Source organism: Gluconacetobacter liquefaciens, from assembly GCF_003350405.1.
In the GTDB taxonomy this organism is placed as follows: domain Bacteria; phylum Pseudomonadota; class Alphaproteobacteria; order Acetobacterales; family Acetobacteraceae; genus Gluconacetobacter; species Gluconacetobacter liquefaciens.
This window is the reverse complement of sequence record NZ_QQAW01000001.1, coordinates 550,406-569,039: the sequence shown is the minus strand read 5'-3', so window position 1 is coordinate 569,039 and position 18,634 is coordinate 550,406. Positions and strand designations below refer to the sequence as shown.

Below are 18,634 nucleotides of genomic sequence, written 5' to 3'. Positions count from 1 at the left end.
AGGGATATCTACCAGCTATATCCTATGCTGGCCTGGGCGTTGCGGCGCTCGCCGTAATAGCAGTACTGGCCGTCATAGCCGTAGGCAAAGCAGTTGGCGATATAATGCCTGTCGAAGATGTTGCGGACGCTGGCCGATGCCTTCCATCCACGGAGCGCGCGGGACAGGTTCGACAGGTCGTAGCTGACGGATGCATCGAACAGGGCATATTGCGGGAGCCATACGCTGCCGTACGTCGCTTCTCCGCCATAGGTTTTTGCCGAATAGCGCATGCCGCCGCCGAAACCGAGACCTTTCACCGGGCCAGACGGCATCGTGTAGAAGGCGAACAGTGAGGCGTTGCCCTTGCCCGACTGGATCAATGGCTTGCCGGTGGAATCGTCATGGACCTTCTGGACGCTGACGGCTGCCGTGAGCATGAGGTTGCGGAACGGCTCGGCATGGGCCTCGAACTCGAACCCGTCCGAATGGACCAGGCCACTTTGCAGGTTGTAGCCCGTATTGGCGACGGAAACGAGGACGTTGCTCTGCTCGATATGGAAGCCCGCCGCGGTCAGCAGGACGGACGTGCCCGGAAGCTGATATTTCAGCCCTCCTTCCAGCTGTTTTCCGATGGAGGGATTGGCCTGGCGCATCGTGGTGCCGCCGTCGTTGGAGACGATGCCCGATTGCGGCTGGAAGGATGTCGCGTAACTGATATAGGGCGCAAGGCCGAAATCGAAATGATAGAGGCCCGACGCGCGCCATGTGATCTGGCTTGCGTTCTGCCGCGTATCGGACTGGGAGAGAGATTCCACCTGATGGGACCGGTACCAGTCGTTGCGGAGGCTGCCGGTCAGGATCAGACGGTTCCAGCGGATTTCGTCCTGGCCGTAAGCGCCGATCTGGTGGGAATCCGTGACGTAGTTCAGCGACGGCGTCAGGGGGGGGATGACCATGTGATAATCGGGATGCAGGACATCCAGATCGGGCGCATCGCCGCCGGCTTCCTTGTCGTTCGCTCTCTGCTGCATGTAGTCGAACCCGAACATCAGCGTATGGCGCAACGGCCCGGTGCGGACATGCCCCTTGAACTGGCTGTCGAATGCCAGGTTGTACACATGCTCCCGCGTGCCGTATGCCGAGCGGGACAGCATGGTACCGGTGGTGCCGTCGCCGCCATCGTCGTAATAGCCATTGTCATAGACGCTGCGATATTCGGTCATGATATCGTCGTAGCGTCCGCGGGTGCTGAAACTCCAGTCGTTATTGAAACGATGGTTGAAGATATAGGTGATCGAACCCTGCCTGCGGTTGAATTTTTCCGAAGGGACGTCACCATCGTAGAAATTTCGAGGCAGGTAGCCGTAAGATGCCCGCTTGAGGGAACCGATCAGCGGGACACCTCCATAGGAGCCGTTCTCGGGATCGTACTGATAATTGCCCAGCAGGGTGAGGGTGGTCGGCCCGTTTCCTCCGAACGTGAAGGACGGGCTTATGCTGAAACGTCGGCTTCCCGTCTTGCTGAGTTGGGTGTGCTGCCCGTTCACCGTTCCGTATATCCGGTAGCGGACGAGGCCGTCGTCCGTCGCGAACCCGCCGACATCGGCATCGACGCGATAGAGATCGAACATGCCGCCGGTCGTGTTCACGCTGCCATAGGATCGCTGGTCGGTCGGCAGCTTGCTGGACAGCGCGGTGAGGCCGCCCGGGCTGGACTGGCCGTACAGCGCGGAGGCCGGCCCCTTGAGCAGTTCGACGCGATCCAGGCGGAAGGTATCGGTCTGGGCAACCGCGAAACCTGTCGGGCTGCTCTGCACTTTCAGCCCGTCGAGGAAGGTGGGCACCGCGAAGCCGCGCAGATCGAAGAGATCGTAGCGTGTACCCTCCCCGCCGCGCGTATCGGCGGTGATGCCCGCGGCGTAGCGCACGGCCTGATTGAGGGTGAGGACGCCGCGCGTATCCATTTCGTCGCGCGTGATGACGGTGACCGACTGGGCCGTCTCGACAAGCGGCGTATTGGTCTTGGTCGCAGAAGACGCGACGGTCGAGGCCGTGCGCCCCCGGACCTCGATCTGCTCTGCCTGCAGGGCATGTGCCTTGGACTGAGGGGTGGCGACCTGGCCGGAGGTGGTCGTGCCGGCCTCCTGAAGCTTGTCGGTCTTTTTCTCCTGCTCGGCGGCGAAGGCCGCGTCGGTCAGAACAAGGGAAAAAAGAACCGTGTAGACCATCCTGCTGCGCTGCATACCCGACCCGTTTCGTGACCCGCGTCTTCCGGCGGAAGACGGGGATCGATAGTGATATTAAGAATAAGACTTAGTTGCGCCGATAACCCTCTTTGGCAGCCCCATCAAGCGACGAACCTCCGCCTGGCCTGAACGCCAGTACATTCGGCCTGATTGCCGACATCGCGGTTTGCGGGAAGGGCCGCATGATCGGGTCGGGGGCGGTTGTGTGACGAAGGGTGGGGGACACCCCGCCAGCGCGCATGTTCGGTCAGGCTCTTACGGGCGCGGTGCCGGCCCCGTGCCGGGTCGCAGCGTGCTGGGGGCGACGCCGAAAGTTCTATGGAACATCGTGCTGAAACTGCCGGCATTCTCATAGCCGAGATCGAACGCGACTTCCGCGATGGACTGGCCCGCCGCGATGCGCGATGCGGCTTCGATCACCCGCACCCTGCGACGCCAGGCCGCGAAGCCCATCCCCATTTCCAGTTGAAACAGGCGGGTGAAGGTGCGTCGCGCCATGCCGGCCTCCCGCGCCCAATGGTCGATGTCGCGGCAGTCTCCCGGCTGGGCGGTAATGGCCTCGCACACGCGGCGCAGCCGGTGGTCCTGCGGAAAAAGCAGGCGTTCGGCGATCCGGGGTGCACGCCCGATTTCATCGACCAGGAGCCGGGCGATGGCCGACATGCGGTCGTCCATGGTGAAATCGTATTTCATGGCAATGATCTCGTCCACCAGCCCGCGCATGAGGGTGGACACATCGAACATCCTGGGCGGCAGATCGGCGCCGGTCAGAGACGGATCGACATAGACGACCTGGAACGCCAGATCGGTGCGGCAGGTCGCCTGATGGAGCGTGTGAGCGGGGAGCCACAGGCCCTGGCCGGGGCCGAGGGTGAAGCTGCCGCTACAGGTGCTGACCGTCACGGTGCCGGCCAGAAACACGGATAACTGGCCACGGTCATGGGTATGAAACCCGTCCACGAAGCCGCCGATATAGCAATCCGCGAAGCCCACGACCGGAGGCGGATGGCATGGGAAATCCGCCGTGCGTTTCATGACGCCACGATTCCACCTGCCTGTCCGCGCAAAATGTTCCGCGAGAGAGAAATCGCCCACGCTCCGTCAGACTGTGCGGAACCGATTATCGCCCGCCACTCCTGGCCTGCCAAGACACGCCAAACCGCCGCCCAGATACTCATCCATGCGCCAGGGCCTCCCTGATCCTGCCCGCATCCTCCGGTGTCGCCGGATTGTAGATGACCAGGGTCAGATCAGGCCGGCCATCGACCGAAAATGTCGAGTGTTCGAAGGCAAAATGACCCAGGATCGGATGATGAATGCGCTTGACGATATCGACAGGTCCGCCATTGACGCCGTTTTCATGCCACATCGTCCGAAATTCGGGGCTGATCTGGCAAAGCTCCCTTACCAACGGCGCACTCTCGCCCGCAGCACCGGCGCGCGCCGTTTCGATGCGGAAGGCGCCGACGACGTAGCGCGCCACGCTTTCCCAATCAGGCTGCATGGCGCGGGAACGCGGGTCGAGGAAGATGATGCGCAGGATATTGCGCTCCGCCGGCGGCAAGGCACCGTAATCCCCCAGCATGATGGTTGCCGCCCGGTTCCACGCAGGAACATCCCACGTCGCGGTCCGGATCAGCGCGGGGCTGGGGTCCAGCGTATCAAGCACCCTTTGCAGGCGTGGCGTGACGCTGCCGCCGCTGCGATAATGCGCATCCGGGGGGCGGCCGAGGCCAAGAAGAAAGACATGCTCCCGCTCGATGTCGGTCAGCAGAAGGGCATGGGCGATCCGCTCCAGCACCTCGGCCGACGGCGCGCCGCCCCGGCCCTGTTCCAGCCATGTGTACCAGGTCGGGCTGATACTGGCCCGCTGCGCCACTTCCTCACGCCGCAGGCCGGAGGTACGCCGGCGTTCCGGCGGAAAGCCGAAGGCGGCCGGATCCAGCCGCATGCGACGATCCCTCAGCCAGGCGCCGAGCCGCTTCTCGCCATCCTGATGCTCACTCATCCTGTTACTCTTTATAATACGATAAGATCACTACTTTACCGGAATACGGCGCGGGCCGAGAGGTGTCCTTACCAGAAAACAGGAGACGCTCCTTATGCGTGTATTCGTCACAGGAGCCACCGGCTTCATTGGCATGCCGACGGTTCGGGACCTGATCGCCGCCGGCCATGACGTTCTGGGCCTCGCCCGTTCGGATGAAGGCGCCCATGCGCTCGCCGCCATCGGGGCCGAAGTGCGACGCGGTGCGCTCGACGACCTCGACAGCCTGCAAGAGGGCGCGGCGATGTCCGATGCCGTGATCCATCTGGCCTTCATTCACGACTGGTCGAATTTTCCCGCGAGTTGCGAGGCCGATCGCCGCGCCATCGACGCCATGGGGTCCGCGCTCGCCGGGTCCGGAAAGGCGTTTCTTGCCACGGGCGGGTTGGCGGGATTGGCCCGGCCGGGCGAACTGGCCACCGAAAAGGATGTGATTCCACCCGACTTTCCGTTCCCCCGCGTTTCGGAACAGACGGCGCTTGCCTTGGTGCCACGCGGGGTCCGTGCGTCGGTCGTGCGCCTTCCGCAGGTCCACGATACGGCCAGGCAGGGACTGATCACGCCGCTGATCGACATCTTTCGCGCCAATGGCGTCTGCGCCTATGTCGGAGACGGAAGCAATCTGTGGCCGGCGGCACATGTGCGCGATGTTGCGCGCCTCTATCGGCAGGCAATCGAAAAGGCCGCGACAGGAGTGGCATGGCATGCAGTAGCGGAAGAAGGCGTGACGATGCGCGCGATCGTCGAAACGCTCGGCCGGCGGTTGGGTCTGCCCGTGCGCTCCATCGCGCTGGAGGACGCCCCGGCTTTCTTCGGCCCGTTCGCACGGTTTGCCGGGTTCGACATGCGGGCCGCAAGCCTGTGGACGCGCGAGACGCTGGGGTGGACGCCGACCGGGCCTGAACTGCTGACCGATCTGGAGCAGCTTGAATATACGCGACACTGACGCCACGACACGTTCCGGCGCAGAGGAACGCGCGGTCAGGACGGCTCGGGTGCTGGCCGCCGCGCCAGGGCGCGCAGAACGACGAGGGCGGAAGCAAAGCCAGCCGCGGCCCCGACGCCCAGCGCCCAGCGTGGACCGAACGTGTCGGCGACCCAGCCGACGATGGGGGCACCGATCGGCGTGCCGCCGAGGACCACGCCGACCCGCAGCGCCATGACACGCCCGCGCATTTCGGGCGGGGTGGAAAGCTGCACCAGGCTGTTCGTGGTATTGGTAACGGTGAGTGCCGACACGCCGATGATGATGAGCGTGGCGGCGAAGAACCAGTAGCCCGGCGCGATAGCCGCCAGTGCGCAGCCGAGACCGAACACGGCCCCGCCGGTCAGCAGCAGTTCGAAGCGCGGTGCCTGGCGGGCCGCCCCCAGAAAGGCGCCGGCCAGCGAGCCGAGCGCCATGATGGAGGACAGGATGCCGTAGCCCCGTGCATCGGCATGAAAGACGGTGACGGCCATCGTGGAGATGAAGATCGGAAAATTGAGGCCGAACGTCCCGATCAGGAACAGCATTGTCAGGATGGCCCGGAGATCGGGCCGCCCCCACGCATAGCGGAAGCCCTCGGAAAAGCCGCCTCTGGTGCGATGGGCACGGGCATGAGGCCGCAGCATGGCCACACGCAGCGTGGCCAGGGAGACAAGGACGCCGATGAAGGACGCCCCGTTGATCAGGAAGGCCCAACCGGTGCCCGTCGCGGCGATGACCAGCCCGGCGACGGCGGGACCGACCATGCGGGCGGCGTTGAACGAGGTGGAATTGAGCGCAACGGCATTGTGCAGATCCTCTTCGCCCACCAGTTCGGCCACGAAGGTCTGGCGCACAGGGGCATCGAACGCGGCGGCGCATCCGAACAGGAACGCGAAGACATAGACATGCCAGAGCTGGACGATGCCGCTGACCGTCAGCACGCCCAGCGCTAGGGCGAGAACGCCCATTGCCGCCTGGGTGACCATGAGCAGGCGGCGCTGGTTGAAATGATCGGCGGCGAAGCCCGTCCAGGGCAGCAGGAGCATCTGCGGCCCGAATTGCAGGGCCATGACCAGCCCGACGGCGGAGGCATCGTGGTGCGTCAGTTCGGTCAGCACCAGCCAGTCCTGGGCCGTGCGCTGGACCCAGGTGCCGACATTGGAGACGAAGGCACCGGCGGCCCAGATACGGTAATTGACGTTGCGCAGCGACCGGAAGACGCGCGGGAGGCGCCGCATCATGTCGGCTCCGGACTGTGGCCGGCATGGCGGTGCATTGGCGGTCTCGCGGATCTGGTCATGCGACGGGGCGGTGATGAGACATCATGGCCACATGGCGCGCGGCGTCCAGCGAAAGGCGCGCGGAGCCGGGATGCGGGAGGCAGGATGGTGCGCGGGCACCGACGTGATCGCCAAAAAAAACGGGGGATACCCGGCCGCATGGGCCGGATATCCCCCGTTTTGATGTCCGCGCCGGCCGGGGCGCTGTTCGTGCCCTGGCCGGATGGAGCAATCAGCGCTTGCTGAACTGGAAGGAACGGCGAGCCTTGGCGCGGCCGTACTTCTTGCGCTCGACAACGCGCGAGTCGCGGGTCAGGAAGCCGGCGGCCTTCAGGATGCCGCGCAGCGTGGGCTCGTAATGCGTCAGCGCGCGGCTGATGCCGTGACGGACCGCGCCGGCCTGGCCGGACAGACCACCGCCCGTGACCGTGCAGTAGACGTCGAACTGGTTGTAGCGGTCGGCCACCAGGAACGGCTGGGTGATCAGCATCCGCAGCACCGGACGGGCGAAATAGGTGCCCACCGGACGGCCGTTGACCGTGATGTCGCCCTTGCCCGGCTTGATCCAGACGCGGGCAACCGCGTCCTTGCGGCGGCCGGTGGCGTAGGAACGGCCCTGCGCGTCGCGCTTGGCTTCGTAGACCGGGGCATCCTGCGTGGAGACGACCTGACCGGTTGCGACGGCATCCTTCAGGTCGGCCAGCGTGCCTGTACGCTCTTGGGTTTCAGACATTCTATCAGGCCCCGACCTTCTGGGTGTTGATGGTGTTCTTGCGGTTCAGCGCCGCGACGTCGAGCGTCGTGGGCTGCTGGCCGGCATGCGGATGCTCGGTGCCTGCATAGACATACAGGTGCTTCATCTGCGCGCGCTGCAGCGGGCCACGGGTGATCATGCGCTCGACCGCCTTCTTGACCACATGGCCGGGGTTCTTGCCCTCGAGCCGCTGGGTGATCGTGCGCTGCTTGATGCCGCCCGGATAGCCCGTGTGGTAATGGAACAGCTTCTGGCCGACCTTGTTGCCGGTGAGGCTGATCTTCTCGGCGTTGATCACGACGATGTTGTCGCCGCAATCGACGTGCGGGGTGAACTGCGGCTTGTGCTTGCCGCGCAGGCGCTGCGCGATGATGGCGGCGAGACGACCCAGAACGAGGCCTTCGGCATCGATCAGGATCCAGTCTCGCGTCACCTCTGCGGGCTTCAGCGAGAGGGTGGTCTTCATCTGTTTGTGTTCCGTCTGATGATAGGGAGCGGTAACGGGTGGCGCGTTATCCGCGCACGCGGCCACTCCGTCAAGACAAAAACGGGTTTTGCGCCGATTTTTCGGGCAACTAACCGTGCGGTATCCCCATACCACATCCTGGCACCCATCGGGAGATTGCCCATCCGCATGGGAATGTTATAGCTGTCATACCGGCCATAGACGGGTGCCCCATACGTGAAAAAACTGACTTCCGCCCTTGTTCTGCTACTGATCATCGTGATCGTGGGAGGGCTGGGCCTGCGGCATCTCGCCCAGAGCCGAATGGAATCCGCCATTGCCGACCTGCGGGCGGCGATCGGCTCCGGCGCCAGCTTTACCTATGCCACCGCCTCGCCGCGCATTCTCGCCCGTGGCGCGCGGCTGACGGCGGTGACCTATCGCAACCCCGGACTGACCCTGACGGCCTCCGAGGCCATTGTGGGCCGCGTGACCGGAAACGCGGTCGATGGCCAGCATATCGGCGCGCTGACGCTGCGCAACGTGCAGATCATGGAGCCGGGGGCCACGGCCTCGCTCTCGTCGCTGGTGCTGAAGGGGCTGGTGCTGCCCAATAGCGGGCCGGACCTGTTCCGCACCCCCACCCCGCCGCGCCTGGACTCGCTGGTGCTGGATTCGGCGCAGTTGAAGGACCTGCATGTGGCGGTGCCGGGTGGGCAGACCGACCTGACAATCGCCAATGCCACCCTCCGCGATTACGGGCTGGGCCGGACCTCGCACCTGGATATCGAGACGCTTGCCGTGCAGATCCGCCTGGCGCCGTCGCGCCGCATCGGCGTCGGCCATCTGCGCATCGACGGGCCGGATTTTGCCGGCCAGCTCGCCAGCCTGCTGCAATCGGGGCATCTGATCCATACGGTCGGCCGTCGCCGGTTCGACATCTCGGCCCTGACCATCGACACCGCCAGCCCGCTGCTGCGCGTGGGGCATCTGGAAGCCGAGCAGGAAGCCACCACCAGCCAGGACGAGCTTGAGACCACCATCACCGACCTGACCGCCTGGCCCAGCCCGCCGCAGGACCAGTCGCTGCTGCGGATGATCGGCTACGACCATTTCGCCGGGCGTATCCATGCGGTCAGCACCCTTCAGCGCCAGAACGGGACCATGACCCTGCATCCGCTGGATATCGACGCCCCGGACATGGGACACATGACCATCCTGGCCGACCTGGACCAGATACCGGTCAATGACCTGGCCAACCTGCCCGAAACCGCACGGATCGTCTCCGCCACCATCGACTGGCAGGACCATTCGCTGGCCGACCATGTGCTGGACGGGCTGGCCCGCGCCCGGCAGGTGGCGCCCGATGCCTACCGCCAGCAGATCCAGACCGCGCTGGCGGAGAGCCCCGACCCCTCGATGCAGGCGCTGGGCCATTTCCTGGCCCAGCCGGACCAGCGGCTGCGCGTGATGCTGCGGCCGCCCCGCCCGATCGGCGTGCTGATGCTGGGCGTGGCGCTGTCGATGGCCGGCGACCCCTCCACGGCGGGCATGCTGGGCCTGTCGATCAGCATCCCGTGACGCTTCCCCCGGCCCCTGGCGGGCCTGTGCATGTGATCGGTGCCTCCGGCCGGTCGGGGGTTGCCCTGTGCCGGGCGCTGCTGGGGCAGGGTACGCCCTTTGTCCCCGTGGTGCGCGATGCCGCCCGCTGGCGGGCGACCGGCCTGCCGGGCGAACCCATGATCGCGGACCTGACCGGGCCGGCGGACGGGCTGCGCCGGGCGCTGGCGGGCGCGGCACGGGTGGCCAGCACCGCGCATGCGCGGCATGTGCCCGCCCTGCTGGCGGCGATGCCCGAAGGGGCGGCGCTGGTGTGCCTGGGCAGCACCCGCAAATTCACCCGCTGGCCCGACGCGCACGGCAACGGCGTGCTGGCCGGCGAGGCGGCGCTGATGGCATCGGGCCGCGACGGGGTTATTTTGCACCCCACCATGATCTATGGCGCGCAGGGCGAGAACAATGTGCGCCGGCTGGCGACGTTGCTGCGCCGGTTGCCGGTGACGCCGCTGCCCGGCGGCGGGCATGCGCTGGTGCAGCCGATCCACCAGGACGACGTGACGCGCAGCATGCTGGCGGCGCTGGGCCGGACGTGGGACGGGCCGCATGCGCTGGTGATCGCGGGGGGGACCGCGCTCTCCTACCGGGATTTCGCCGCCATGGTGGCACGGCATGCGGGCCTGCGGCCGCGCCCCGTGCTGCCGGTGCCGGCGGCGGCGATGATGGCGGCCGCGTGGGCGACCCGCGTGCTGCCGGGCCTGCCGCCCGTGGGGACTGCCGAAATCCGGCGCCTGCTGGAAGACAAGGCGTTCGACACGGGGCCGATGGCGCGGGAACTGGGCGTGGTGCCGATCGGCCTTGAGGACGGGCTGGGGCGGCTGTTCGGGCGCTGACTGTCCGTGCGGAGCCCGCCTACAGGGCCTTGCGCAAGGTCAGCGTGATCGTGCGCCCCAGCGGGTCCATGAAGGCGGGTGCGTAGCCGGCCGGGGTCGCACCCGTGCCGTTGCGGACGCGGATGCGGGTGTTGAACAGGTTCACCATCGCCAGCGAAAGGCGCAGATTGTGCGCCCATGGCATGCCGCTGCCCCTGGGGGTGCGCCCGAGATCGACGAAGACCGTCGCGTTCAGGGTTTTGAGGTCGCTGAAGAACAGGCTGTTGGCGGCACTGGAGGCGATGGCCGATGTGCCGGATTGCCATTTCCCCACCAGGCGGACGCCGAAGCCCTGATCGTAGAGGCCCGCCTGGATCGTGGCCTCGTGGCGCGGCTGCCCGCCCGAAGCGCCGATCGTGCCGCCGTTGAGAAGGTCGAGCGCGGGCAGGCCGGGCCGCAGCAGGATATCGTCCTTCAGACGCCAGACCTGGGTTGCGATCAGATAGATCCGGCCGCCGTCATTCTTGCCGTCGGTCTTGCCCTCGTGCCTGCCGCCCTTCCGGCTGTTCGCGCCCGATGAAAACGGGCGCGAATAGACGAAGGTGGCGTTCCATTCGTTGCGCGTCTCGCGCGACACGTTGACCGGTCGCAGATCGACGATCTCCAGCATGCCGGCCTGATCGCGGCGATACAGGTCGGGGAAGGCGTTTTCGATGGCGGCGGTCGCTGTGGGCAGGGACTGGACGCCGTTGTCGGTGCGGGCGCGGACGTAGTTTACGTGCAGGCGCGCGTCGCTCAGGAAAGGCGGGTTGACGATGGCGCCGAGGCTGAGTTCCCGACGCCGCGTCGCCGTCAGGTCCGGATTGCCGCCGGTGAGCGTCGTGACCTGGACGGACTGGCCCCGGACGTAATCGTAGGTCGTGACGTTGGGCGTCTGGATGGTGGGCGAGACGAGTTGCGCGGCCGTGGGGGCGTCGCGCCGCGTGGTGTAGGAAAACGGAAACTGCACCCAGTCGACGGGCGACCATGTCAGGCCACCACCGACCGCGCCCAGCGTGCCGAAACGCGAGACGCGGCTGACGGAGCCATTGACGTTGGCGCCCAGCTTGCCCGCAGCCGGCAGGAAATCCTCGCCGAATATCGGGATGTCGCCATTGAGGTGGAGATTGCCGACATCGCGCTGGATGTCGCCGCGTTCGGTCTTGCCGCCGATACGTGACGTGGCGTTCTGGGCGGCGAGGGTGCCTGTCAGGCCGACGCTGCCGAAGAGATCGCCCGCCGGAAGGTGGGTCACCGTGCCGGACAGAAGGAAGCTGACCCTGCCCGTACTGCTGACCGACCGGCCGCTGTTGCGCGTACGCACCCCCAGATACCGGCCTGGGAAGCGGACATAGGGGTCGAGGCCGTCATCGCCCGCGTCGAGCAGGCCCTGCACCGTGGAGAGATCGAGGCCGGTTTCGGTGCGGGTGACGGTCACGCCGTGATCGTAGCTGGCGTTGGCGTTCCATTTCCATGTGCCGAACCTGCCGTTGGCATTCAGCCCCGCATGGCCGGAATCGGTGCGGGCGCGCTGATGCAGGGGCGAGACCTCGGTGAAGTCCCGGTACAGCCGGGTGTCGGTTGCGAACGGCGAGAACGGATTGTCGGCAGGCAGGTCGAGGATGCCGCGCGCCGGACCTTGCAGGCTCTCCTGATCCTGATGGGTGTAGGTCAGGTTCAGCGCGGCGGAGACCTCGTCGAACAGGCGGTCGGCCAGAACGCCGTTGAGCGTGCCGACATGTTTGCGGGGCTGGAGCGTATAGGCCGATGAATCGGTGCTGGAGCGGGGCGTGTCGGCGTAGGGCAGGAAGTCGGCCAGGGCCGGGCTTTCCCCTTCGGCCAGCGTGGGGACGCCCGCGACGGTGACCGGCCTGCCTGCAAGCGCATCGAGCCCCGGATCGAGGCTGCCGCCATCTGCCGCGACGAGATTGCCCACATTGTCGTACAGTCCGCCGGCCCTTGGCGGCACGACGCCGCGCGCGCTGTCCCGCAGCCAGGCGTTCGCGCTGTAGCGGGCGCTGAGATTGATGCGCCGGTCGCCGTTCAGATGCGTGAAGCTGAGGGAGGGAGCGATGGTCTGCGCGCCGCCATCGGTGGACTGGCCGGCCGCGAGATTGATGCGCCCCGAATGAAAACGGCGGACGGTGACGATGTTCACCACGCGCTGGTCCGCCGAATAGCCGTAGCGCAGGGCCTCTTCCTCGGTGAAGATATCGACGCGCGCGACGGCTTCGAACGGCAGGTCCTGGAGTTCCTGATTGCCGGATATACGCTGCCCGTTGAGCAGGACGACCGGGGGATTGGTGCCGGTTCCGCGCCCCGAGCGCGTTTCGGGCGAGATGGCGGTAAGCAGGTCGGACACTGTGTCCACCCCGTAGGCGCGCACTTCCTCCGGACCGATCCGGGTGATCGGCTTGTCGTCGCCCAGCACTGCGCCCGCACTGCGTCTGCCCGTGACGGTGATGGCCTCGGCGGCGTGATCCGCCGGGGTTGGGGAGGATACGGTCAGGGGGGCGACCGCCGGGTTACCGCTGGTCTGGGCGATCGCCTGCCGGGTGGCGACGGTACCCGCCCAGGCTGCGGCCATGATCCACAAAGGAACGAAGCCGTACGGCGAAGGCTTTGTGCGGCGTCGCACCTGAAATGCCATTCCTTCCGGCATGGGGCTGTCGAGCGGCGGACGGGCGGCCGCATTTGGCCCTGTCATACCGAATCGCGGCATTGCGCGAAAGCGGGCGCCACGCGCGTGACGATGCTCCTGCGGGACCGGAGCGTTATTTTATGATCTGTGTGCGAGATGTGCGGCCGGCGGCCCTTGGGGCCGCCTGAACAGGAACCCATGATGCTGATGTGTCATCAGGGTTTTTCAGATTGATCTGAACCGCTGGGGCGAACGACGGGGCTCGAACCCGCGACCACCGGTACCACAAACCGGCGCTCTACCAGCTGAGCTACGTCCGCCACAGCGGGCTGTGATGTAGAGAACTGATTCCCGCCCGTCAATCGCCCATGCCACATGAGGGCAAAAAAACGCCTGCCCTGCCCCCGCCTGCGCTATGCGCCGAACAGATCGGGCAGTCCGGCGCGCAGACGGGCCACGGCCTCGGTCAGGACCTCTTCGCGCTTGCAGAAGGCGAATCGTACCAGATGGCCCGGTGCGTCTTCGGTGCTGTAGAAGGCCGAGACCGGAATCGCCGTGACGCGGCAGCGTTCGGTCATGGCGCGGCAGAAAGCCACGTCGTCGCCCGCAAAGCCGGTGGGACGGATGTCGGCCACCACGAAATAGCTGCCGTCGCAGGGCAGGACGTCGAACCCCACGCCGCGCAGGCCGTCGGACAGCAGGTCGCGCTTTGCCCGCATGTCGGACGCCAGGGTGGCGAAATAATCCGTTTCCTTGTCCAGCCCCATCGCCACCGCGCGTTGCAGGTTGGGCGCAGTGGTGAAGGTGAGCAACTGGTGCGCCTTGGCCACGCAGCCCGCGAGGGTGGCCGGGGCCGTGATGTAGCCGACCTTCCACCCGGTCAGCGAGAAGCTCTTGCCCGCGCTGCCGATGCGCAGGCAGCGTTCGCGCATGCCCGGCAGCGTCATCAGCGGGATGTGGCGCGCGCCGAAGGTGAGGTGTTCGTATACCTCGTCGCAGATGGCGTAGACATCGTGACGGGCGACCAGGTCGGCGATCACGGCCAGTTCGTCCTGGGTGAAGACCTTGCCCGTCGGGTTCATCGGCGAATTGAGCAGGATGGCCTTGGTGCGGGGGCCGAAAGCGGCCTCGAGCTCCGCACGGGGGAGCGACCAGTGGGGCGGGGTGAGCCGGACCGGGCGGGGAATCGCGCCCAGGGCGCGGATCATGGGCACGTAGGTGTCGTAGAGCGGTTCCAGCACCACGACTTCGTCGCCCGGATCGAGCAGCGCCATCAGCGAGGCGGCCAGGGCCTCGGTGGCGCCGGAGGTGACGATGACCTCGCGCGCCGGGTCGATGGCCAGATCGTAGAACCGGGCGTTCGAACGGGCGACGGCCTCGCGCAGTTCGGGCACGCCGGTGAGGGGCGGATACTGGTTGCGGCCGTCGCGCAGGGCGGCGGCGGCGGCCTCGATCAGGTCTGCCGGGCCTTCGGTGTCGGGGAAGCCCTGGCCGAGATTGATCGCATCGTGACGCACGGCCAGGGCGGACATTACGGTGAAGATGGTCGTCGGCAGGCCCGACAGCAGGCTGTTCAACGGTTTCATGATCGCTCTTTCCCGGCTGCGGGCACCCTTGCGGCCGCGCGCATGCAGATGTGCGGAAAATCCCGGCATTTTGCAATCCGCTCCGATTGCCTGCGGGCGCGACCCGTGCCACGGTATCGCGGGCGGCCGGCCGGGCCGGTCGGCCCAGGCACAGCGCGGTCCCGGCCCCCGGCACCGCCCCAGGATGTGGCGACGTGGGCATGAAGAAGATCGAGGCCATCATCAAGCCGTTCAAGCTGGACGAAGTGAAGGACGCGCTGCACGAAATCGGCCTGATGGGCATTACGGTGACCGAGGCCAAGGGGTTCGGTCGCCAGAAGGGCCATACCGAGCTGTATCGCGGCGCCGAATACATCGTGGATTTCCTGCCCAAGGTGAAGCTTGAGATCGTCTGCGCCGACGACATGGTCGATCGCGCGGTCGAAACGATCGTGGCGGCCGCGCGCACCGGGCGCATCGGCGACGGCAAGATCTTCATCATGCCGGTGGAGGATGTGATCCGCATCCGCACCGGGGAAAGGGGCCATGAGGCCATCTGACCCCTGACCCATACCCTTTTTCCGCCCCGCACGGGACTGCCGAGCATGGCGGAGCCCCAGTCATCCTATCGACAACGGGGCGCTAGTTTCGTAACCGTTCCACCGCCGTGTCATACGGCACCTTCAGTTCAAGGCAGGTATATCGATGGCGAAGAAAGCCCAGAGTTCAGCTCCGACCACCCTTCCGTCCCCTTCCGCTGAGGCTATCGCCAAGGTCTTCAGCCTGATCCAGGAACATTCCGTGGAACTGGTGGACCTGCGCTTCACCGACCCGCGCGGCAAGTGGCACCATACCTGCCAGCATGTCTCGACCATCGAACAGGACACGTTCCGCGACGGCTTCATGTTCGACGGCTCGTCGATCGGCGGCTGGAAAGCCATCAACGAGAGCGACATGGTCCTGCTGCCGGACCCCACCACCGCCGTGATGGACCCGTTCTCGGCCAAGCCGCAGCTGATCCTGATCTGCGACATCATCGAGCCCTCGACCGGCCGCTTCTATAACCGCGACCCGCGCTCGACCGCCAAGCTGGCCGAAGCCTATCTGAAGTCCACCGGCCTGGGCGATACCGCCTTCTTCGGCCCGGAAGCCGAGTTCTTCATCTTCGACAACGTCAAGTTCGGCACCGGCCCGAATTTCGGCATCTATCAGCTGGACAGCATCGAAGGCCCCGGCGCGTCGCTGAAGGATTATCCGGAAGGCAACATGGGCCATCGCCCCGGCCTGAAGGGCGGCTACTTCCCCGTGCCGCCGGTGGACAGCGAGAGCGACCTGCGCGCCGAGATGCTGACCACGATGGGCGAGATGGGCCTGCCGATCGAGAAGCACCACCACGAGGTCGCGCAGTCGCAGCATGAACTGGGCACGAAGTTCAGCACGCTGGTCGAATCCGCCGACTTCATGCAGATCTACAAATACTGCGTGCACAACGTCGCGCATTCCTACGGCAAGACCGCGACCTTCATGCCGAAGCCGATCTATGGCGACAACGGCTCGGGCATGCATGTGCATCAGTCGATCTGGAAGGGCGGCAAGCCCGTCTTCGCCGGCAACGGCTATGCCGACCTGTCGGACCAGGCGCTGTATTACATCGGCGGCATCATCAAGCACGCCAAGGCGCTGAACGCCTTCACCAACCCCTCGACCAACTCCTACAAGCGCCTGATTCCGGGCTTCGAGGCGCCGGTGCTGCTGGCCTACTCGGCCGCCAACCGTTCGGCTTCGTGTCGTATCCCCTACGCGACCAGCCCCAAGGCGAAGCGCGTCGAGGTGCGGTTCCCCGACCCGACCGCCAACCCCTACCTGGCCTTTGCCGCCATGCTGATGGCCGGCCTGGACGGCATCAAGAACAAGATCCACCCCGGCGACGCCATGGACAAGGATCTGTACGACCTGCCGCCCGAGGAACTGAAGCAGATCCCGACCGTCTGCGGATCGCTGCGCGAAGCGCTGGGCGCGCTGGCCGCCGATCACGAGTTCCTGCTGGCCGGTGGCGTGTTCACCAAGGACCAGATCGAGAGCTACATCGAACTGAAGTGGCAGGAAGTCTACAAGTTCGAACACACGCCGCATCCGGTCGAGTTCGAGATGTACTACTCCGTCTGATTCCTGCTTTGCGGGATTGATGGCCAGGAGCGCCGGGTCCGTGAGGGTCCGGCGTTCTTTTTTGGAAAAAAGAACCAAAAACTTCTGATTTGTTCAGGCGTTTTTTGCTTGCAGGTTCTGACGCATCTGACCGCTACGCGCGCGGGCCTTTTTCCCCTGCCAGTTCCCTGCGGGAGCGGTCCAGTTCCTCGCTGTAGCGGCGCAGGGCGTGCTGTTCGGTCAGCATGCCGCGCACCTGCCGGCCTTCCACGCTGTCGACCACCACCAGCGCGTCGCTTTCGGCCTGTTCGAAGCGGGCGATGGCGTCGCGCAGGTTCATCTGCGGCACCAGCATCTGATCGCGATACTGGGCGAAGCGGGAGAGGGTTTCGTCGGGCAGCGCGGTGTCCACATATAAATCGGGCACCAGCACCAGCCCGACATAGCGGCCGGCCTGGTCGACCAGCACGATGCGTTGCGCCGACCCCAGCGGGAAGACGCACCGCGCGGCCTTGACCGTCGTATCCTGGCACAGGGTTTTGGCATCCTGACGCATCATCCTGCCGACCGTCAGGGTGCGTATCCAGCCGATATCGACGGCCGAGCGGATCGATTCCCCGCGCAGGTGGAAGCGCCAGGTGGCGAAGGAATAGCCGAACGTGCGGCGGACGGTGAGGCTGGCGATGACCGAGGCGACCAGAACGGCGGCGGTCAGGGGCAGGCTGCCCGTCATTTCCAGTGCGAGGAAGACCATGGTCATCGGGGCACCGACCACCGCCACGGCCATGGCGCTCATGCCGACCAGGGCGCAGAGTTCGGCCGAGAGGGGGTTGGCGGAGATCAGGGCGAGCCCGCCGCCGAAGGCCGCGCCGGTGAGGACGCCCAGATAGAGCGAGGCGAAGAACAGGCCTCCCCGGAAGCCGGCGCCGATGGAGACCGAGGAAGCCAGCGCCTTCATGGCCAGCAGGGCCAGCAGCCAGCCGGTGGGGTAATCATGCTCCAGCGCGACGCGCATCGCCCAGTGGCCGGAGGACATGACCGTGGGCGAGACCAGCGCCAGCAGGCCGACCACCAGCCCGCCCACGGCGGGGCGCATCCAGGCGGGTAGGCCTGAGCGGCGGAACAGGGCCTCGGCCAGCGTAACGCAATACATCAGCCCGACGCCCAGCAGGGCGGCGACGATGCCCAGGGTGGCGATGGGCAGGTAATCGTCCATCCGCAACTCGGCGGGGAGGACCACGGTGACGCCGGGGGCCGCGCTGTGCAGCAGGCGGGTAACGCCGATGGCGCAGATCGAAGCCGCCGCGACCGGGGCCAGGTTGGCCAGCGAGTAGGTGCCGATGACCAGTTCGAACGCATAGAACGACCCGGCCAGCGGCGCGTCGAACGCCGCGCCGATGGCCCCGGCCGCGCCGCAGCCGACCAGCAGGCGCAGGTCCTCACGCCGGACGCGGAACATGCGGCCCAGGCGCGAGCCGGTGGCGGCGCCGATCTGGGTGAAACCGGCCTCCAGCCCCACCGAGGCGCCGACGGCGTTGGAAAGGACCGTCTGGAGGGCGACGATCGCGCTGTCGCGCATCGACATGCGGCCGCCATGCAGGGCGTTGGCCTCGATGGGGTCGACGGGGCGGCCCGGCGCCCAGCGGGCGATGAAGATCCCGAGCAGGCCAAGGCCCAGGCCGCCCAATGTGGGCACCAGGACCGCGCGCAGGGGGATGATGGCGGCCAGCCCGGAAATGCGGCCCTCGCCGGGAGCGGCGAACAGAATCCGGTGGGCCAGCAGGGTGGCGTGGTTCATGACGCTGACCAGGACGCCGGCGCCAGCGCCGACGCAGGCGGCGAGCACCACCAGCCATAATTCGTCCGCCCGGACCAGGGCGCGCAGCAGGCGTGGAACGTAGGCGACCCGGTCGTCGCGCACGCTGCCCACTGCCCCGTCCGGGGGCAGGAATGCGCCGCGATGGCGGCGCAGATGGTTCAGCAGGCCGAGAGTGGAGGACGGCACGGCAGGTCACTTTCGCGCGGCGGCCGGCGGATGATGTGCGGCACCGGGTCGCCCGTAGCGACTATTTGAAGTGATGTGCCTGTCGGATC

General features: G+C 66.4%; 14 protein-coding genes and 1 tRNA gene. 5 read left to right on the top strand and 10 right to left on the bottom strand.

Annotation, left to right across the window (positions count from 1 at the left end):
• Nucleotides 1-8 precede the first annotated feature (8 nt).
• The 3 genes from C7453_RS02545 to C7453_RS02535 form a co-directional block, all read right to left on the bottom strand.
• Entirely contained in the window at nucleotides 9-2,225 is a 2,217-nt protein-coding gene (locus C7453_RS02545; RefSeq protein ID WP_114725684.1) for a TonB-dependent siderophore receptor, read from the bottom strand.
• A gap of 258 nt (nucleotides 2,226-2,483) precedes the next feature.
• The gene (locus tag C7453_RS02540; RefSeq protein ID WP_114725682.1) at nucleotides 2,484-3,263 is read right to left on the bottom strand and encodes an AraC family transcriptional regulator; all 780 of its coding nucleotides are present in this window, start codon (nucleotides 3,261-3,263) and stop codon (nucleotides 2,484-2,486) included.
• A gap of 139 nt (nucleotides 3,264-3,402) precedes the next feature.
• Nucleotides 3,403-4,236 carry a helix-turn-helix transcriptional regulator gene (locus C7453_RS02535; protein ID WP_114725680.1) on the bottom strand — a complete coding sequence of 278 codons (834 nt, stop codon included), beginning with the start codon at nucleotides 4,234-4,236 and terminating at the stop codon, nucleotides 3,403-3,405.
• Nucleotides 4,237-4,330: 94 nt separating this feature from the next.
• On the opposite strand from C7453_RS02535, the gene C7453_RS02530 reads away from it, so the two are divergent.
• Nucleotides 4,331-5,221 carry an SDR family oxidoreductase gene (locus C7453_RS02530; RefSeq protein ID WP_114725678.1) on the top strand — a complete coding sequence of 297 codons (891 nt, stop codon included), beginning with the start codon at nucleotides 4,331-4,333 and terminating at the stop codon, nucleotides 5,219-5,221.
• 35 nt (nucleotides 5,222-5,256) lie between these two features.
• Here the strand turns inward: C7453_RS02530 and C7453_RS02525 are convergent, their stop codons facing one another.
• The 3 genes from C7453_RS02525 to rplM form a co-directional block, all read right to left on the bottom strand.
• Nucleotides 5,257-6,483, bottom strand: a complete 1,227-nt coding sequence (locus C7453_RS02525) for an MFS transporter (protein ID WP_114725676.1) — start codon at nucleotides 6,481-6,483, stop codon at nucleotides 5,257-5,259.
• Nucleotides 6,484-6,754: 271 nt separating this feature from the next.
• Nucleotides 6,755-7,255 (bottom strand): 30S ribosomal protein S9, encoded by a 501-nt coding sequence (gene rpsI, locus C7453_RS02515; protein ID WP_114725672.1) that lies wholly within the window; start codon nucleotides 7,253-7,255, stop codon nucleotides 6,755-6,757.
• A gap of 4 nt (nucleotides 7,256-7,259) precedes the next feature.
• Nucleotides 7,260-7,742: a 50S ribosomal protein L13 gene (gene rplM, locus C7453_RS02510; RefSeq protein WP_114725670.1), complete on the bottom strand. Its 483-nt coding sequence runs from the start codon at nucleotides 7,740-7,742 to the stop codon at nucleotides 7,260-7,262.
• Between the two features lie 216 nt (nucleotides 7,743-7,958).
• Between rplM and C7453_RS02505 the strand changes: the two genes are divergently transcribed.
• Together C7453_RS02505 and C7453_RS02500 are read left to right on the top strand one after the other, a co-directional pair.
• Nucleotides 7,959-9,302, top strand: coding sequence for a hypothetical protein (locus C7453_RS02505; RefSeq protein WP_114725668.1), 1,344 nt, complete (start codon nucleotides 7,959-7,961; stop codon nucleotides 9,300-9,302).
• A complete protein-coding gene (locus C7453_RS02500) occupies nucleotides 9,299-10,171 on the top strand; it encodes an SDR family oxidoreductase (protein WP_114725666.1) in 873 nt (290 codons plus the stop codon). Before C7453_RS02505 ends, C7453_RS02500 begins: the two co-directional genes overlap by 4 nt.
• A gap of 19 nt (nucleotides 10,172-10,190) precedes the next feature.
• On the opposite strand, the gene C7453_RS02495 is transcribed toward C7453_RS02500, so the two are convergent.
• The 3 genes from C7453_RS02495 to C7453_RS02485 form a co-directional block, all read right to left on the bottom strand.
• On the bottom strand, nucleotides 10,191-12,827 hold the full coding sequence (locus tag C7453_RS02495; protein ID WP_170143083.1) for a porin family protein: 2,637 nt from the start codon (nucleotides 12,825-12,827) through the stop codon (nucleotides 10,191-10,193).
• Nucleotides 12,828-13,074: 247 nt separating this feature from the next.
• Nucleotides 13,075-13,150 (bottom strand) — tRNA-His (locus tag C7453_RS02490).
• 93 nt (nucleotides 13,151-13,243) lie between these two features.
• Complete coding sequence (locus tag C7453_RS02485) at nucleotides 13,244-14,416, bottom strand: aminotransferase (RefSeq protein ID WP_114726096.1); 1,173 nt, start codon at nucleotides 14,414-14,416, stop codon at nucleotides 13,244-13,246.
• 200 nt (nucleotides 14,417-14,616) lie between these two features.
• Between C7453_RS02485 and C7453_RS02480 the strand changes: the two genes are divergently transcribed.
• Nucleotides 14,617-14,955: a P-II family nitrogen regulator gene (locus C7453_RS02480; protein ID WP_114725662.1), complete on the top strand. Its 339-nt coding sequence runs from the start codon at nucleotides 14,617-14,619 to the stop codon at nucleotides 14,953-14,955.
• Nucleotides 14,956-15,100: 145 nt separating this feature from the next.
• Nucleotides 15,101-16,561 carry a type I glutamate--ammonia ligase gene (gene glnA, locus C7453_RS02475; protein WP_114725660.1) on the top strand — a complete coding sequence of 487 codons (1,461 nt, stop codon included), beginning with the start codon at nucleotides 15,101-15,103 and terminating at the stop codon, nucleotides 16,559-16,561.
• 133 nt (nucleotides 16,562-16,694) lie between these two features.
• On the opposite strand, the gene C7453_RS02470 is transcribed toward glnA, so the two are convergent.
• On the bottom strand, nucleotides 16,695-18,545 hold the full coding sequence (locus tag C7453_RS02470) for a chloride channel protein (RefSeq protein WP_371858483.1): 1,851 nt from the start codon (nucleotides 18,543-18,545) through the stop codon (nucleotides 16,695-16,697).
• Between the last annotated feature and the right edge of the window lie 89 nt (nucleotides 18,546-18,634).

What these genes read in the sequence shown, in the direction of transcription:
- C7453_RS02485 (WP_114726096.1), bottom strand. Translation starts at nt 14,416, where the DNA reads ATGAAACCGTTGAACAGCCTGCTGTCGGGCCTGCCGACGACCATCTTC.
- glnA (WP_114725660.1), top strand. Translation starts at nt 15,101, where the DNA reads ATGGCGAAGAAAGCCCAGAGTTCAGCTCCGACCACCCTTCCGTCCCCT.
- C7453_RS02540 (WP_114725682.1), bottom strand. Translation starts at nt 3,263, where the DNA reads ATGAAACGCACGGCGGATTTCCCATGCCATCCGCCTCCGGTCGTGGGC.
- C7453_RS02535 (WP_114725680.1), bottom strand. Translation starts at nt 4,236, where the DNA reads ATGAGTGAGCATCAGGATGGCGAGAAGCGGCTCGGCGCCTGGCTGAGG.
- rpsI (WP_114725672.1), bottom strand. Translation starts at nt 7,255, where the DNA reads ATGTCTGAAACCCAAGAGCGTACAGGCACGCTGGCCGACCTGAAGGAT.
- C7453_RS02545 (WP_114725684.1), bottom strand. Translation starts at nt 2,225, where the DNA reads ATGCAGCGCAGCAGGATGGTCTACACGGTTCTTTTTTCCCTTGTTCTG.
- rplM (WP_114725670.1), bottom strand. Translation starts at nt 7,742, where the DNA reads ATGAAGACCACCCTCTCGCTGAAGCCCGCAGAGGTGACGCGAGACTGG.
- C7453_RS02525 (WP_114725676.1), bottom strand. Translation starts at nt 6,483, where the DNA reads ATGATGCGGCGCCTCCCGCGCGTCTTCCGGTCGCTGCGCAACGTCAAT.
- C7453_RS02480 (WP_114725662.1), top strand. Translation starts at nt 14,617, where the DNA reads ATGAAGAAGATCGAGGCCATCATCAAGCCGTTCAAGCTGGACGAAGTG.
- C7453_RS02530 (WP_114725678.1), top strand. Translation starts at nt 4,331, where the DNA reads ATGCGTGTATTCGTCACAGGAGCCACCGGCTTCATTGGCATGCCGACG.